Consider the following 15,929-nt stretch of genomic DNA (forward strand, 5'->3'; position numbering starts at 1 on the left):
TTGGCCTTAATCTCGCTGGAACATCTTCAGCATGCGCTGCGTGACCAGGAAGCCGCCGGCGATATTGATGGTGGCGACGAACACCGCGCAGCCGGCGATCACCGCCGTCAGCAGCGACGGCTTGCCCAGCTGCACCAGCGCCCCCACCACGATGATCCCGCTGATGGCATTGGTCACGCTCATCAGCGGCGTATGCAGCGCGGCGGTGACATTCCACACCACCTGGTAGCCGACAAAGATCGCCAGCACGAACACCGTGAAATGTGCCATGAACGCCGGTGGCGCGACCGCACCAAGGCCAAGCAGCGCGGCTGCGGCAAGCGCCAGGGCAATCAGCGTCACGCCGGTACGGCTCGGCGGCTCGGCAGCTTCGGTCTGCACCGGCGGCGCCGCGGCCGGCGCCTGCTGCTGCGGGATGGCCACCGTCAGCGGCGGCGGCGGCCAAGTCACTGCGCCCTGGTGCAGCACCGTGGCGCCGCGGATCATCTCGTCGTCCATATCGACCACGAGCTGCCCGTCCTTGCCCGGCGTCAGCTCGGTCAGCAGGTGGCGGATATTGGTGGCGTAGAGCTGGCTGGCCTGCGCCGCCATGCGGCTGGGCAGGTCGGTATAGCCGATGATCGTCACACCGTTGTGCCGCACCGATTCACCCGGCACGGTCAGTATGCAGTTGCCGCCCTGCTCCGCGGCCAGGTCCACCACCACGCTGCCCGCGCGCATCAGGCCGACGGTGCCGGCTTCGAGCAGCTTCGGCGCGGGCTTGCCCGGGATCAGCGCGGTGGTGATGATGATGTCGACCTCGCGCGCCTGCTCGGCAAAGAGGCGCATCTCCGCCTCGATAAAGGCGGGACTCATTTCCTTGGCATAGCCGCCGCTGCCGCTGCCGTCTTCTTCGATTTCAACCGTGAGGAACTCGGCGCCAAGGCTTTCGATCTGCTGGCGCACCACCGGCCGCGTATCGAAGGCCCGCACCACCGCCCCCAGGCTGCGCGCCGCGCCGATCGCCGCCAGCCCCGCCACGCCGGCGCCGATCACCAGCACGCGCGCCGGCGGGATCTTGCCCGCCGCCGTGATCTGCCCGGCAAAGGGACGGCCAAAGGCATGCGCGGCCTCGATCACCGCGCGGTAGCCCGCCATATTGGCCATCGAGCTGAGTGCATCGAGCTTCTGCGCGCGCGAGATGCGCGGCACGCAATCCATTGCCAGCACCGTTGCGCCGCGCTGCGTCAGCCGCTCCAGCATCGCCATCTGCTGCGCCGGCCAGACAAAGCCGATCAGGGTGGCATGCTTCTTCAGCAGCGCCGCCTCTTCCACGCCCAGGCTGGGGTGGGCCTGCGGCGGGCGCACCTTGATCACCACGTCGACCGACGCCCACAGGCTGGCCGCATCGACGATGGCCGCGCCCGCGCCGCGATAGTCATCGTCGGAGAACGAGGCCTCCTGGCCCGCGCCGGTCTCTACCGCCACCTTGTAGCCGAGCTTGAGCAGTTCCCTGACCGAGTCCGGGGTGGCGGCAACGCGGCGCTCTCCCGGATGGACCTCGCGTGGCACACCGATCGTCATTGGCATGGCATTCACCGTCCTGTATGTGAGTGCGGATGGCGTTCAGCCGCGCACGTGGTTGACCAGCGAACCGATGCCCGCGATCGCCACCTCCACCACCGCGCCGTCCTTCATCGAGCCCACGCCGAGCGAAGTGCCGCACGCGATCACGTCGCCCGGCATCAGCGTCAGGTCCTGCGAGATGCGGCTGACCTGCTCCTCGGGCGAGAAGATCATGTCCGACAGCGGATAGTTCTGCCGCTCCACGCCGTCCAGGCGCGTCACCACGCTGGCCGCCTTCCAGTTGAAGCCGGTGACGATGGCAGGGCCGACGCAGCCGAAGGTGTCGAAGCCCTTGGCGCGCGTCCACTGCGGGAAGTTGGGGTCGGCGGCGATCAGCTCGGCCGCCGTCACGTCGTTGACGATGGTGTAGCCGAAGATATGCGAGCCCGCTTCCGCCACCGATACGTTGCGCGCCTTCTTGCCGATGACGATGCCGAGCTCGCCTTCATAGACGATCTTGCCGTCGTAGCTCTTTGGCCGCTGCACCGCGTCGCTGGGCCCGGCCAGTGACGATGCCGGCTTGATCAGAAACAGCGGGTGCGTGGGCACTGGCTTTTCCAGCTTGCGCGCGAGCGCGTGAAAGTTGTTCCACAGGGCCACGACCTTGCCGGGCTCGCAGGGCGCCAGCAACGTCAGGGCCGCGCGCTCGTGCACTTCGCCCGTGGGTGCGGGGTCGTTGAAACCGTCGCCGTCATATTCAACAACGCGGGTGCCATCGGGGCCATCCAGACGGCCATGGGCAATGCGGCCGTCGGCGCGGCGAAAGCGTATCCAGGTTTGCACAGCGTGCTCCTTGCGCAGGAAAAAGGGGGGCTTGCCTGCTCCGAGATGGGTTGCAGGATCTTGGAAGAGAAAAAGAGACTTGGGGCGGCGCGCGCCTGTCATTCCCGCGCAGGCGGGAATCCAGCGTCTTTCACGTCCCCTTCGGGGAAAAAGTCACTGGGTTCCCGCCTGCGCGGGAACGACGTGGTGGCAAGGCGTCGCGACGCCCGCTACCTCATACCGCCCCGGCCAGCTTCATCGCCGCGATCTGCGCCGGCGAGCGGCCCAGCCACTCGAGGATCTCGTCGGTATGCTCGCCCAGCAACGGCGAACGCTCGACTTCCACCGGCGAGGCCGACAGCGTGATGGGGCAACCGAGCTGCACATAGTTGCCGCGCTGCGGATGCTCCAGCTCCACCAGATAGCCGCGCTGGTACATCGACTGGTCCTCGATCAGGTCCTTCATCGACAGGATCGGGCCGCACGGCACGTCGACTTCATTGAGCGCCGCCATCACGTCGAACTTGCTGAGGCCGCCGGTCCATTTCTCGATCACGGCGAAGCAGTCGGCGAGATGCTTGAGCCGCGCTTCCGGCGTGGCGTAGTCCGGATTGGTGATCAGGTCTTCGCGGCCGCACAGGCGCATCAGCGGCTCCCAGCCCTGCGGCTGGATGATGACGTAGACGTAGTCATTGGGGCCGCCCGGCGAGCAGCGCAGCGCCGCGCCCGGCTGGCCGCCGCCCGAGGCGTTGCCCGCGCGCGGCACGTGGTCGCCGAATTCCTGGTTCGGGTATTCGCGCAGCGGCCCGTTGTCCAGGCGCTGCTGGTCGCGCAGCTTGACGCGGCACAGGTTCAGCACCGCGTCCTGCATCGCCACTTCCACGCGCTGGCCACGGCCGGTGTGCTCGCGCTGCAGCAGCGCGGCCAGGATGCCGACCACGCAATGCACGCCGGTGCCCGAGTCGCCGATCTGCGCGCCCGTCACGGTCGGCACGCCGTCGGCATCGCCAGTGGTGGAGGCCGAGCCGCCCATGCACTGCGCCACGTTTTCATACGCCTTGCAGTCAGCGTACGGCCCCGGGCCGAAGCCCTTGATCGAGGCATACACCAGCTGCGGATTCAGGTCCTGCAGGTGCTCCCAGTCGAAGCCGGCGCGCTCCAGCACGCCGGGCCCGAAGTTCTCGATCAGCACGTCGCTGCGCTGTACCAGGTCTTCGAGCAGCGCCTTGCCTTCGGGCGTCTTCATGTTCAGCGTCAGGCTGCGCTTGTTGGAGTTGAGCATGGTGAAGTACAGGCTGTCGGCGTTGGGCACGTCGCGCAGCTGGCTGCGGGTAATGTCCCCGCGGCCCGGCATTTCCACCTTGATCACGTCCGCGCCCAGCCACGCCATCAGCTGCGTGGCCGAGGGGCCTGCCTGGACGTGGGTCATGTCCAGGATGCGAACACCTTGCAGGGCCTTGGTTTCCATTGCGGTTGTCTCCTCGGGCGATGGTTTTTACTTGTACATGGTCTGGTTCTTGGTGCCCGGCGCGTATTCGCTCGGATCCACGCCGCACAGCGTGAAGATGGTATCGATCCCTTCGTTCTTCAGCGCACGCGTCACCAGGTGACCGCCCGAAACAATGCCGGCCTCCCGGCTCTTCAGCTTCAGGGTGTCTTCCGCGGTGGTGTTGCCGGACCGCTTGGCTTCGACGACTTCGGACATGTCTTGGTCTCCTCGTTAGATTTACCGTTTCCGGCTTCCTTGATGACATACGGTATGTGATATATCACGAGAGAGCAAGGGGAGTTTGCCCGATAAGGCGCAAGTTTTGACGGTGCAATGCAGCAATTGTGGTTCGTAAGGCACATTCGCCTCGCCACGGCATCTCTTTAGAGTGCGTGCCGTGGAACGCCCTCACCCGGTGGAAGCGGCGGGCTTCCATTGATATATCACATATCTAAAGACGAAGCCGGCAAAACATAAACGGCGGACTCGCGTCCGCCGTCTAGCAGCTACCTATCGGGTACTCCCTCTCCCGCTTGCGGGAGGGGTGGGGTGAGGGCCAGGCGCGTCGACGAAGTGCATCGCCGTCGGTATGCCACCGTCCGCCCTCACCCCCTGCCCTCTCCCGCAGGCGGGAGAGTCCCCCGCATGCGGCCCATGCCGGCTTGCCCCAGGAACCGGTAGTACAGTGGTTGATACTCGGCCTTGACGCGCAGTGTGGCCGCGTCCCCTCTGGTGCACTTCTTGTTGCCCGTGGGAGAGACTGGCTCCGGCAGACAGCATTGGGCTTGATTGGTGAGCGTCGTTAGCTTCCCGCTGGGTAGGTTTGTTTCCATTTTCGGGTCTGCCGGGCACGTTGGCGCCGATCCTTCCCAAGAAGAGGAGGCCGCAGATGAAAACGCTACCGGTATTGGATGACCGGGCCACCGGCATCGACGTGGGCAGCGAGAAGTTGCACGTGTCCATCGCGGGTGACACGCCGCGGGTCTTTGGCACCCTGACCCAGGACGTCTCGACGCTGATCCATTGGCTGCGCGACCAAGGCGTGCGCTCGGTGGCCATGGAGGCGACCGGCGTGTACTGGCTGTACCTGTACGGCGCGCTGGAGGCCGCCACCATCACGGTCCTGGTGGTCAATGGCCGGCAGGTGCGCAACCTGCCCGGACGCAAGACCGACATGGCCGACTGCCAGTGGCTGGCCACGCTGCATGCGCACGGCCTGCTGCACTCCGGCTTCGTGCCCCCGGCCGAAATCCGGCAACTGCAGGACTATCTGCGCTTGCGCCAGGATCACATCACGATGGCCGCCAGCCACGTGCAGCACATGCAAAAGGCGCTCGAGCGCATGAACGTCAAGTTCCATGCGGTCATCAGCGACCTCACCGGCGTCAGCGCGCTCAAGGTCATCGACGCCATCCTGGCCGGCCGGCGCGACCCCGCTTACCTGCTGACGCTATGCGACGCGCAAATCCGCAAGCACAAGGGCGATCGGGTCAAGGAATCGCTACGCGACATGTGGAAGCATGAACACCTCTTTGCCCTGCGCCAGGCCTTGCAGAGCTGGCAGCACTACCAAAGCCAGATCAGCGAATGCGATCGCGCCATCGAACAGGTGCTACGCGCACTGAGCGGTCCCCCCCGCGACGACGACCCGGCCTCGCCGGCCAAGCCGGGCGGCACTCATACGCCCAAGATCGACGGCCTGCACCGCATGCTGCTGCAGCTGTGCGGCGGCAATGATCCCACCCAACTGCCGGGGCTCGCCGACTACTCGCTGCTGCTCATGATCGGTGAGGTCGGCACCGATCTGAGCCGGTGGCCCACCGCCAAGCACTTCACCGCCTGGACCGGGCTCGCACCAGAGCGGCAAGCGCCGCTCCCAGCAAGCGCGCCACCGCAACCGTACCGGCCAACTGTTCTGCACCATGGCCCGTAGCCTGGCCAACAGCGTTGATAAGGCCCTGGGCCGCTTCTATCGCCGGCTCAAGGCCCGCCGCGGCGGACTCATTGCCAACAAAGCGCTCGCGCGCAAGCTCGCTGCCTTGTTCTGGCAGACGATGCTCAAGGGCTCGGACTACGTCGAGCAGGGTCTGCGCTACTACCAGACCCGTACCGCGCAGTCCGAGCAGCGCGTGCTACGCAAGCTCGCGCAGAAACATGGCCTGGATCTGGTGCCAGCAAAAACAATGGGTTAGCGCTGGTTCATGGGTAGTCCCCTGTTTCGTCCAAAACTGCGCACGGACCATGAACCGTCTACTGTTATCAAGGACGTGGAATGCCGCAAGCAGCGTAGCCGTCATTCCCTTTGGTGCTGGCTGCCCGGTGGGTAGATTGGCTCCGTTCGCGGACGATTGCGCATTTTGGTGAGCCCCTGCTTCCCGTTGGAAAGATTTGTCATGCCCTGAACGCGACCGGGCTGGCGGCAAGACACGCCATGACTTGCACCTTGCCAGGAGTAAATCATGAGCGATTTACCAGTGCTGGATGCGGGTGCGGCCTTCGTAGACGTCGGCAGCGAACAGATGCATGTTTCGATTGCAGGAGGGCCACCAGCGGTTTTCGATACCGTGACGATGCAATTGCATGCCCTGCGCGACTGGCTGCTGGCGCACGACGTGCGCTCGGTAGCAATGGAGGCCACCGGCGTGTACTGGTTGCCCTTGTATGGCGTACTGGAAGCCGCAGGTTTGGAAGTGGTAATGGTCAACGGCCGCCAGACCAAGAACCTGCCCCTCTTGGCCGAGTTGTTTGGCTAGGCGTCTGAGGGCCCGTTGCTTGGTTTCGAGGACGCGGGCCTCATAGGCTAATCCCGCTCCCTGCTACCGCATAGGTTCATGGAAAGGGGAGCAAGCCGTCGCGAGGCGGTTGGCCTCAGCAACTGTCCCGGCGCACCTCAATCCAGGAAGTCGCAGTGCTTCTCCACATAATCGGCCAGGTCCAGCGAATGCTGCCGCACCAGCCTCTCCGCCAGTTCGGTGTCGCGCCTCTCCAGCGCCTCGATAATGCGCAGGTGATCGACGATCGAGCGTGACGCCCGGTCACTCTGCGAAATCGTCATCTTCCGGATTGCCCGCACGTGGATAAAGATGTTGCGAATCGTGTCCATGATGATCTGCGACCTGGACAGCTGCACGATTGCCTGGTGAAACGCAATATTGGCGTCGGAATACTCGTCGATATGCTCGGCCGGGGTGGCATCGCGGAAGCTGTCGAACATATGGCGCAGCTTCGCGATCTCCGCGTCGGTGGCGTTCTGCGTGGCAAGCCGTGCCGCCATGCTCTCGAGCGCCGCCCACATCTGGATCATCTCGACGATCTCGCGCTTGGTCTTGCGCATGATGTAGATGCCGCGGCGCGGTACGGTGCGCAGGAAGCCCTCCTGCTCCAGCAGCGTCATGGCTTCGCGGATCGGCGTGCGGCTCACGCCCATGGCCTCGCTCAGCACCCGTTCATCCAGCCGGATCTCTTCATGCGACTGGTAGATGTCCGCGTCGGCAATGGCCTGCCGCAGCATGGCATAGGCCTGGTCGCGCAGGCTGGCGCCGGCGTTGATCGGTTGCACGGACAGGCTCAGGCCGGGAGGCTGAGCGATCGATTGGCTTTGCGCAGACATGAATGAGCTCGTGTGAGACCGTGGCGCGGCGGCCGGAATGGCTGCCCTCCGCATTCCCGCACAGCTTAGCAAAAACGTCCGACTCATCTCGAATATGCATCAAGCAATGCGTGTTCGTCATGCATCGGCACTGTGGCGGTGCGCGGTCTGTCGTATATGGTATATCACTATCGCCCTGCCTTCCCGCTTTGCAAGCCGGGCGCGCGCAACAATTGCGCGGCCGGCGTGCTGCAGGGGACACCCGATACTGCGGTATCCCTCTGCTGTTGGCCCGCTTCAGGCGGCCAGTTTCGCCATCGTGTCGCGCTGCTTGATCAGGCCCAGCACGGCGTCGCACATCGGCGTGGGCTGCCCCACCAGCCGCCCCATCTCCTGTACCACGGTCAGCAGCGGGTCGATCTCCATGGCCCGCCCCGCCTCCAGGTCCTGCAGCATCGAAGTCTTGTGCGCACCCACGGCGCCGGCACCGTCGATGCGACGCTCCACATCGACACGAAACTTCACGCCGAAGCGCTCGGCAATGGCCTGCGCCTCCACCATCATCTGGCGCGACAGCGCGCGCGTGGCGGGATCCGAGGTAATGACGTCGAGCGTGGCATGCGTGAGCGCGCTGATCGGGTTGAAGCACAGGTTGCCCCACAGCTTGAGCCAGATCTCGTCGCGGATGTTGTCGCGCACCGGCGCCTCCAGGTCGGCGGCCATCATCATCTCGCTCAACTGCGTGACGCGCGACGAGCGGCTGCCGTCGGGTTCGCCCAGCGGAAACTTCTTGCCGTAGACGTGCTTGATCACGCCGGGCGCCACGATCTCGGCGGCGGGATAGACCACGCAGCCGATCGCCCGCTCAGGACCCAGCCCTTTCCACTGGCGCGCGCCCGGATCCACGCTCTCCAGCGTGCTGCCGGCGAGGTCGCCGCCATGCTTGTAGAAGTACCAGTACGGGATGCCGTTGACGCCGGTGACGATCGCGGTCTGGGGCCCCAGCAGCGGCTGTATCAGGTCGACCACGCCAGGCACGGAGTGCGCCTTCAGGGTAATGAACACATAATCCTGAGGGCCGAGCTCGTGAGGATCACTGGTGCAGCGCACCTGCGCCACGCGTTCCTCGCCGTCGATCAGCAGCCTGACGCCGTTTTCCTTCATCGCCGCCAGGTGCGGACCGCGCGCGACGAAGCTGACCTCCGCTCCCGCGCGCGCCAGTTGCGCCCCGACATAGCCCCCAATGGCGCCCGCGCCGTAGATACACACTTTCATGCCTGTCTCCTTGTGGCTCGATATGAAGCTCGAATAGTGTTTTGATATATCACATACTATATTCCACAAGAGCGCAAAACAACCTTTATCTTTCCGGATGCGTTTGCGGCAAGCGACGCTGCGCTAACATGAAGCTTCATGCGCCTTCGGCGAATCACGCGCCGGGCGCCAGCCTGAAAACTGACACCCGGAGCTTGTATGGAATCGACGCTGGCATTGGTGCAGGACCCGGCCGCCTGGGCGGCGCTGGCCACCCTGGTGGCCATGGAAATCGTACTGGGGATCGACAACCTCATCTTTATCTCGATCCTGACCAACAAGCTGCCCGAGGCCATGCGCGAGAAGGCACGCAAGGTCGGCATCAGCCTGGCGCTACTGATGCGGCTGGGGCTGCTGGCCACCATCGCCATCATCGTCAGGCTCACCGAGCCGGTGTTCACCCTCCTCGGCCAGGGAATCTCGTGGCGCGACATGATCCTGATTGCCGGCGGCGCCTTCCTGGTGTGGAAGGCAACGCGTGAAATCCACCAGCACGTCAGCACCGACGAAGAAGGCGAGGACACCGGCACGGCCAAGGCGGTGCAGAGCTTCGCCTCGGCCATCGGGCAGATCCTGGTCCTCGACCTGGTGTTCTCGATCGACAGCATCATCACCGCGGTCGGCATGACCGAGCACGTGCAGATCATGTTCGTGGCGGTGATCGCCGCGGTGATGACTATGCTGTTCGCCGCCACCCCGCTGGCCAACTTCATCAACCGCAACCCGACCATCGTGATGCTGGCGCTGGCCTTCCTGATCATGATCGGCATGACGCTGGTCGCCGAAGGGCTCGGCACCCATGTGCCCAAGGGCTATATCTATACGGCGATGGCGTTCTCGGCGGGAGTCGAGGGGCTCAACATGCTGGCGCGGAATCGGCGCAAGCAGCGGCGGGCGGCGGGCGCAGCGCACTGAGTTGTGCCCGGAAGCGCACACCGAGCGCGCGCTCGCAGCCTGTAACAGAGGGTGTCCGAACTTTTCCCGGGCGGCGCCGTCTCTTACAGTTCTGCACTAACCCCGGACAAAAAAAAGGACGCTTTCGCCACATGATGAACCGCCGAACCCTGCTGGTCTCCGCCACCGCCTCGGCCGCGCTTGCCGCGCTGGGCATTACCCCATCGGTACTGGCAGCCAGCCGGATCAAGCTCGGCGAGGCCCAGCCGTTCGGCTTCGACGCCCTGATCGAGCGCGCCCGCGCGCTGGCCGCAAAGCCGTACGCGCCGCCGCCGTCCCCGCCCGCCGATGTGCTGTCACGCATCGACTATGACGCCCACGGCAAGATCCGCTTCCGCACCGACGACGCGCTGTTCGCCAACGGCCCCGGCCAGTTCCCGGTGACCTTCTTCCACCTCGGCACCTACTTCCGCACGCCGGTGCGCATGCATGTGATCGAGCGCGCGAAGGACGGCGCCGGCAAGGCGCGCGAAATCGTCTACGACGACGCCTACTTCGACATGCCGGCCGACAGTCCCGCGCACAAGCTGCCGCCGGGCAGCGGCTTTGCCGGCTTCCGCTTCCAGGAAAGCCGCCTGGGCGACCAGAAGGTGCGTGACTGGCGCAAGAACGACTGGGTTGCCTTCCTGGGCGCCTCGTATTTCCGCGCCATCGGTGACCTGTACCAGTACGGGCTGTCTGCGCGCGGCATTGCCATCGACGTGGCCGAGGCGGGCAAGCCCGAGGAATTCCCGGCCTTCACCCATTTCTGGTTCGAGACGCCTGAAGGCAACGCCGATACGGTCACCGTCTATGCGCTGCTCGACGGTCCCAGCATCTCCGGCGCCTACCGTTTCGTCATGCAGCGCGCCAAGGCCGTGATCATGGACGTGGAATGCGCGCTGTTCCTGCGCAAGGACGTGGCGCGGCTGGGGCTGGCGCCGCTGACGTCGATGTACTGGTTCTCGGAAAGCATCAAGGGCACCGCCGTCGACTGGCGCCCGGAGGTACACGATTCCGACGGCCTGGCGCTCTGGAACGGCGCCGGCGAACATATCTGGCGTCCGCTGAACAATCCGCCGCAGACCACCGCCTCGGCGTTTTCCGACGACAACCCGAAGGGCTTCGGCCTGCTGCAGCGTGACCGGCTGTTCGACCACTACCAGGACGGCGTCAACTACGAGCGCCGCCCGAGCCTGTGGGTCGAGCCCCGCGATGGCTGGGGCGCCGGCGCGGTGCAGCTGATCGAGCTGCGCACCGACGACGAGATCCACGACAACGCCGTCGCCATGTGGGTGCCCAAGGCGCCCGCCAAGGCCGGCAGCACTTACCGCCTGCGCTACCGCCTGCACTGGCAGGCCGACGAGCCCTTCCCCTCGCCGCTGGCCCGCTGCGTCGCCACACGGCTGGGCAACGGCGGCCAGCCCGGCCAGCCGCGGCCCAAGGGCGTGCGCAAGTTCATGGTGGAGTTCAAGGGCGCGCCGCTGGAAAAAATCCCCTTCGGCGTCAAACCCGAAGCCGTGCTGACCGCCTCGCGCGGCACCTTCTCCTATGTCTTCACCGAAGCCGTGCCCAACAACGTGCCCGGCCACTGGCGCGCCCAGTTCGACCTCGCCGCCGAAGGCAACCAGCCGGTCGATATCCGCCTGTTCCTGCGCCTGAACGGCAAGCCGCTGTCGGAAACCTGGCTGTATCAGTACCACCCGTTCCAGTCGCCGGGCTGATGCGAGTGGTCCGGCGGGTCCGCGCCGAACCGGCGGCGCGGCAGGGCTTTGCACCGTATTGCGACACAGTGATGTCGACCGCGCACGACCGGGTATGATGGCTGGTAACAACAGTCACACAGTACCAGCCAGCCTCACATGATTTCTCAAGAGTTCGCCGGTGCCGCCGAGGGCGGCCAGGCTGCATCGCTTCCGCGCTCGGAGCGCGCCTACCAGCAACTGCGCGCCGCCATCCAGGCCGGCCAGCTCTCGCCCGGCACGCGGCTGCGCGAGGTGGAGCTGGCGGAATCGCTCGGCCTGTCGCGCACGCCCGTGCGCGAAGCGCTGTCGCGCCTGGAATCCGAAGGCCTGGTCGTCAACGAGCCCAACCGCGGCATGATGGTGACGCAGCTCGACGCCAGCATGGTCAGCGAGCTGTACGTGATGCGCGAAGTGCTGGAAGGCACCGCCGCCGCGCTGGCCGCGCGCCATGCCACCGACGTGGAAATTTCGCTGCTGCGCGATATCGTCGAGCGCGACCTGGCGTTCGCCGACGATCCGGACCGGCTCGCGCAGAACAACCGGCTCTTCCACGAAACCCTGCACCGCTGCGCCCATAACCGCTACCTGCTGAAGAACCTGCGCTCGCTGCATGAGTCGATGGCGCTGCTCGGGCGCTCCACGCTGTCAGTGCCGGGGCGCGCGCGCAGCTCGTACGAGGAACATATCGCGTTGGTGGAGGCGCTGGAACAGCGCGACCCGGTGCTGGCGGAACAGATCGCGCGCCGGCATATCCAGCAGGCCTACAAGGTGCGGCTCTCGCTCTGGATCCAGGAGCAGTCGGGTACCTGAACCCCAGGTGCCGGCGGAATCAGGCCGCCGCCTGGGCCCGCGCCGAGCGCAGCGTGCCCAGGCTCAGCACCGTCAGCGCCAGCAGGATCAGCACCACCGCGCCCAGCGTCTGCGGCGCGATCTGCTCGCCGCCCAGCCATGCGCCCATCGCCAGCGCCACCGGCGGGTTCACATAGACATAGCTGGCGGCGAGCGTCTGGCTAACCGTCGACACCAGGTACATATAGGCCGAGAACGCCACCAGCGACCCCGCCACCACCAGGTAGACCCAGGCCCAGCCGGCCTGCGCGCTGACCGATGCCGGCCACGGCTCCTGGCGCAGCGCCGACAGCACCATCAGCACCGCCCCACCAATCAGCGTCTCCGCGGCAAAGGCCGCGGGCCCTTGCGGCAGCTCCAGCCGGCGCACCAGTTCCGAGCCGAACGACCAGCTCGCCACCGCCAGCATCAGCGCCACCACGCCCAGGGTACTGACGCGGAATTCCGCGCCCGCCGTCAACACGAGGATGCCGACGCTGCCGATCGCGATCGCCACGTACTCGTACCACCTGGGCCGGTTGCCAAAACAGGCACCCCAGATCAGCGCAAAGATCGGCATCGACCCGATCATCACCGTGGTCGCGCCCGACGAGATGGTCTGCTCGGCAATCGCCGTCAGCCCCATGCCGCCCACCAGCAGGAACACCGCCGGCACCGCGCAGTTGCGCAGCTGCCGCCAGCTCGGCATCGGCGTGCCACGCCACGCCAGCCAGGCGGCCAGCAACAGGCCCGCGCACAGAAAGCGCGTGCCCGTCATGAACAGCGGCGGAAAGCTCTCCAGCGTAAAGCGGATCGCCAGGTAGGTCGTGCCCCAGACCACGTAGGTGATCAGCAGGCAGAGCAGGACAAGCGGGGGTATGGTCGGACGGAGGTTTAGAGAAGGCATCCAAGATAGCCCCCGCAACCGCCGCGACCAAACGAAAACGTCTGGCAAGCCTTGTGAAAGTTGCTCACAAAGCACCCAAAACCGCAGGCAAAACAAAACCGGCCGCGCTCAGCCCGGAGCGGGCGCGCGTATGGCCTGTTCTACAACGCAGCCGAGAAGGCTGCAAAAAGCTCAGCGGTTTGCAGCAAATGCCGCAAATTACCGCAGCTTAAGCACAGCTTAGCCGTTAGCGTAGACCACCTTGGCCTTGCGAGCCTGAGTCTGCAGGCGCTCGATCGTGGCCTGGAAGGCAGCGATGGCGCGCTTCACGTCGTGGGCGAATCCCAGGCGTTGCGTACCGAGTTCGCGGTCGATCAGATCGCGTTCGAGTTGGTCAGTCAGCTTGATATCGGATTGGGTGTTCATGGCGTCCTTCCTTTCGGGATTACCCTTATCGGGTTTTCCCTGATTGTAGCAAAGGAATTGTCGCATTGCAGCATTAGGTGAAAGTACGTATGAGGGAAAGCAACGGTTAGTGCTGAGAAAGACAGCCATGACATGCCGCAAGCGAAGCAATAGGCCTTTGACAAACTGCGGCACGATAGAAAAGCCATGCGGTTGACCAACGAACGCTTCGCGGAAGGTGTCATTCCGAACGGCCGACAGGACTACCGTACCGGCCCTGCAGCCCCACGGCATCCGCTGCGACCCTCCGATATGCGCCACTTTTCGGTATTACTGTCAGGTGCCCCACGCCCAACCGGTCACGCAGTAACGCGGCGCTGTGACGTCGCAACAGTCGATCGCGCACTCTTCTGCCGCGTGAGCGCCATACTGTCCCATTCCAAATGGTCGAGCGTTACCGCCGGCGAGAGCGTGAACGACTCGCGCATGTCGCGCACCTCTTCGACCGGCGTCCTGCCGAACAGGCGCTTGAACTCGCGGCTGAACTGGGATGCGCTTTCATAGCCGACACGCGCCGAAGCCGCCGCCGCGGTCACGCCGTCTCGAATCATCAGCAGCCGGGCCTGATGAAGACGGGTCGACTTGATGTACTGGATCGGCGATGTCTGCGTCACCGTACGGAAGTTGGCATGGAACGCCGGCACACTCATGCCCGCTTCCTCCGCAAGGCGCGTGACGTTGAGCGGCATTGCATAGTCGGCATGAATCCGCTTGAGTGCCCGCGCCACCCGTCCGAATCGGCCATGATGTGCAAGCGCAGCGCGCATTGCCCCGCCCTGCTCGCCCGTCAGCACGCGATAGCAGATTTCGCGCACGATGGCGGGCCCCAGAACCTGCGCATCGAGCGGTGACGTCAGCGCCTGCAACAGCCGTAGCGTAGCGTCAGCAAGGTCACCTTCAAGCGGTGTGGAAACGATGCCAGTCGGGGGCGCCTTGGGATGATGCCCGGCGGCGTCGATCTGCGTGATCAATTCGCTGAGTTCGATCAAGTCCAGGCGCACCGACACCGCGAGCATGGGCTCCTCTGGCGTGGCCTGAGTCTCTGTCGAGAACGGCAGCGGCACGGACAGTACGAGGTAGTGCTGCGCGTCATAAACGTAGACCCCATCGCCCAGGAATCCGATCTTGCGCCCCTGACAAACAATGACGATGCTCGGCTCATACAGCACTGGCGTGCGCCCGAGCGGACGGTCCGAGCGCATCAGCCGGACGCTGTCGAGCGCCGATTGAGTATAGCCCTCGTTCGGCGCCAGTCGCTCAAGCAGGCGGACCATGCGAGTGGAAGCAGGATTAAGGGCGTTCGACACGGCTCGCTCCTTTCGCTTGCAATTGTCGCCATTCTAGTCCCCGCCATCCGCGCCCGTCACCCAGATTGATAGAAATAGGCAATAACGCCATCGGTACGTGTATTCGCCGCGGGGCCAGCCGTACCTAACATTCCCTCACCGGCCAACAAACAGTACAGCTTTCCTGAAGGCCGATCCTGGAAGGGCGTCTCGCGCGGCAATCGCCGGCAGCCCCTCCCAAATCGATCCACCAATAGGAGTATGCAAGATGGCAATCCAACCCACCGAATCGAAGGTCATCCTCATCACCGGCGCCAGCAGCGGCATTGGCGAAGGCACCGCCCGATTGCTCGCGGCCCAAGGTCATCGCCTTGTCATCGGCGCACGACGCACTGATCGGCTCGCCGAACTGGCGGCCGAATCGTTGCAGGCGGCTGGCGGCACCGTCCGCTATCGGGCACTCGACGTCACCTCGGCGGAAGATGTTGCTGCCTTCGCGCGCTTCGCGCTCGAAGCCTTCGGCCGCATCGACGTGCTGATCAACAACGCTGGCGTGATGCCGCTCTCTCCGCTGAACGCGCTGAAGGTCAACGAGTGGAACCGGATGATCGACGTGAACATCCGCGGCGTGCTGCACGGCATCGCTGCCGTACTGCCAACGATGGAGCAGCAAGGCGCGGGCCAGATCATCAACATCTCGTCGATCGGCGGCTTGTCCGTATCGCCGACCGCAGCCGTCTACTGCGCAACCAAATTCGCCGTGCGCGCCATTTCCGATGGGCTGCGCCAGGAAACGGACAAGATCCGTGTGACGGTCGTCTGCCCCGGCGTCGTCGAATCCGAATTGGCCGACTCGATCTCCGACGATGTCGCACGCTCGGCGATGCAGGAATTTCGACGCATCGCCATCACGCCAGATGCGATTGCCCGCGCCATTGCGTACGCGGTGGAGCAACCGGCCGATGTCGACGTGAGCGAGATCATCGTGCGTCCGACGGCCAGCCCGTTCTGAACGCGCGGAACACAT

Annotated in this window: 16 protein-coding genes; 7 read left to right on the forward strand and 9 right to left on the reverse strand. The window is 65.1% G+C overall.

Annotated elements, in window-relative coordinates; all coding sequences use genetic code 11:
- Positions 1-6: 6 nt before the first annotated feature.
- The 4 genes from K307_RS14690 to K307_RS14705 all read right to left on the reverse strand — a co-directional run bounded on the left by K307_RS14690 (position 7) and on the right by K307_RS14705 (position 4,072).
- Positions 7-1,569: a Re/Si-specific NAD(P)(+) transhydrogenase subunit alpha gene (locus K307_RS14690; protein ID WP_042879169.1), complete on the reverse strand. Its 1,563-nt coding sequence runs from the start codon at positions 1,567-1,569 to the stop codon at positions 7-9.
- A 36-nt stretch (positions 1,570-1,605) separates the two neighbouring features.
- Positions 1,606-2,388 carry a fumarylacetoacetate hydrolase family protein gene (locus K307_RS14695; protein WP_042879171.1) on the reverse strand — a complete coding sequence of 261 codons (783 nt, stop codon included), beginning with the start codon at positions 2,386-2,388 and terminating at the stop codon, positions 1,606-1,608.
- Between the two features lie 214 nt (positions 2,389-2,602).
- Positions 2,603-3,835: a formyl-CoA transferase gene (gene frc / locus K307_RS14700; RefSeq protein ID WP_042879174.1), complete on the reverse strand. Its 1,233-nt coding sequence runs from the start codon at positions 3,833-3,835 to the stop codon at positions 2,603-2,605.
- Positions 3,836-3,862: 27 nt separating this feature from the next.
- Positions 3,863-4,072, reverse strand: a complete 210-nt coding sequence (locus tag K307_RS14705; RefSeq protein WP_042879176.1) for a hypothetical protein — start codon at positions 4,070-4,072, stop codon at positions 3,863-3,865.
- A 673-nt stretch (positions 4,073-4,745) separates the two neighbouring features.
- Here K307_RS14705 and K307_RS14710 point away from each other — a divergent pair.
- From K307_RS14710 to K307_RS50360, 3 genes are all read left to right on the forward strand, one after another.
- Positions 4,746-5,789 (forward strand): IS110 family transposase, encoded by a 1,044-nt coding sequence (locus K307_RS14710; RefSeq protein WP_051974888.1) that lies wholly within the window; start codon positions 4,746-4,748, stop codon positions 5,787-5,789.
- The gene (locus tag K307_RS44430; protein WP_051974889.1) at positions 5,779-6,048 is read left to right on the forward strand and encodes a hypothetical protein; all 270 of its coding nucleotides are present in this window, start codon (positions 5,779-5,781) and stop codon (positions 6,046-6,048) included. Before K307_RS14710 ends, K307_RS44430 begins: the two co-directional genes overlap by 11 nt.
- 267 nt (positions 6,049-6,315) lie before the next feature.
- Positions 6,316-6,609, forward strand: a complete 294-nt coding sequence (locus K307_RS50360; protein WP_051974890.1) for an IS110 family transposase — start codon at positions 6,316-6,318, stop codon at positions 6,607-6,609.
- 137 nt (positions 6,610-6,746) lie between these two features.
- Here K307_RS50360 and K307_RS14720 read toward each other — a convergent pair whose 3' ends face one another.
- Complete coding sequence (locus K307_RS14720) at positions 6,747-7,466, reverse strand: GntR family transcriptional regulator (protein WP_042879177.1); 720 nt, start codon at positions 7,464-7,466, stop codon at positions 6,747-6,749.
- Positions 7,467-7,742: 276 nt separating this feature from the next.
- Positions 7,743-8,720 carry a 2-dehydropantoate 2-reductase gene (locus K307_RS14725; RefSeq protein ID WP_042879180.1) on the reverse strand — a complete coding sequence of 326 codons (978 nt, stop codon included), beginning with the start codon at positions 8,718-8,720 and terminating at the stop codon, positions 7,743-7,745.
- Positions 8,721-8,918: 198 nt separating this feature from the next.
- On the opposite strand from K307_RS14725, the gene K307_RS14730 reads away from it, so the two are divergent.
- The 3 genes from K307_RS14730 to K307_RS14740 all read left to right on the forward strand — a co-directional run bounded on the left by K307_RS14730 (position 8,919) and on the right by K307_RS14740 (position 12,247).
- On the forward strand, positions 8,919-9,674 hold the full coding sequence (locus K307_RS14730; RefSeq protein ID WP_042879182.1) for a TerC family protein: 756 nt from the start codon (positions 8,919-8,921) through the stop codon (positions 9,672-9,674).
- Between the two features lie 131 nt (positions 9,675-9,805).
- Positions 9,806-11,416 carry a glucan biosynthesis protein gene (locus K307_RS14735; protein ID WP_042879185.1) on the forward strand — a complete coding sequence of 537 codons (1,611 nt, stop codon included), beginning with the start codon at positions 9,806-9,808 and terminating at the stop codon, positions 11,414-11,416.
- Positions 11,417-11,554: 138 nt separating this feature from the next.
- Positions 11,555-12,247, forward strand: coding sequence for a GntR family transcriptional regulator (locus K307_RS14740; RefSeq protein WP_042879186.1), 693 nt, complete (start codon positions 11,555-11,557; stop codon positions 12,245-12,247).
- 19 nt (positions 12,248-12,266) lie between these two features.
- Here the strand turns inward: K307_RS14740 and yedA are convergent, their stop codons facing one another.
- From yedA to K307_RS14755, 3 genes are all read right to left on the reverse strand, one after another.
- Complete coding sequence (gene yedA, locus K307_RS14745; protein WP_042882051.1) at positions 12,267-13,145, reverse strand: drug/metabolite exporter YedA; 879 nt, start codon at positions 13,143-13,145, stop codon at positions 12,267-12,269.
- Between the two features lie 246 nt (positions 13,146-13,391).
- On the reverse strand, positions 13,392-13,577 hold the full coding sequence (locus tag K307_RS14750; RefSeq protein ID WP_042879188.1) for a hypothetical protein: 186 nt from the start codon (positions 13,575-13,577) through the stop codon (positions 13,392-13,394).
- 338 nt (positions 13,578-13,915) lie between these two features.
- Positions 13,916-14,890, reverse strand: coding sequence for an AraC family transcriptional regulator (locus tag K307_RS14755; RefSeq protein ID WP_051974891.1), 975 nt, complete (start codon positions 14,888-14,890; stop codon positions 13,916-13,918).
- A 280-nt stretch (positions 14,891-15,170) separates the two neighbouring features.
- Here K307_RS14755 and K307_RS14760 point away from each other — a divergent pair, with 280 nt between their 5' ends.
- Positions 15,171-15,914 (forward strand): SDR family oxidoreductase, encoded by a 744-nt coding sequence (locus tag K307_RS14760; protein ID WP_042879190.1) that lies wholly within the window; start codon positions 15,171-15,173, stop codon positions 15,912-15,914.
- Positions 15,915-15,929: the final 15 nt, after the last annotated feature.

It is taken from the genome of Cupriavidus necator A5-1 (genome assembly GCF_000744095.1).
In the GTDB taxonomy this organism is placed as follows: Bacteria; Pseudomonadota; Gammaproteobacteria; order Burkholderiales; family Burkholderiaceae; genus Cupriavidus; species Cupriavidus necator_A.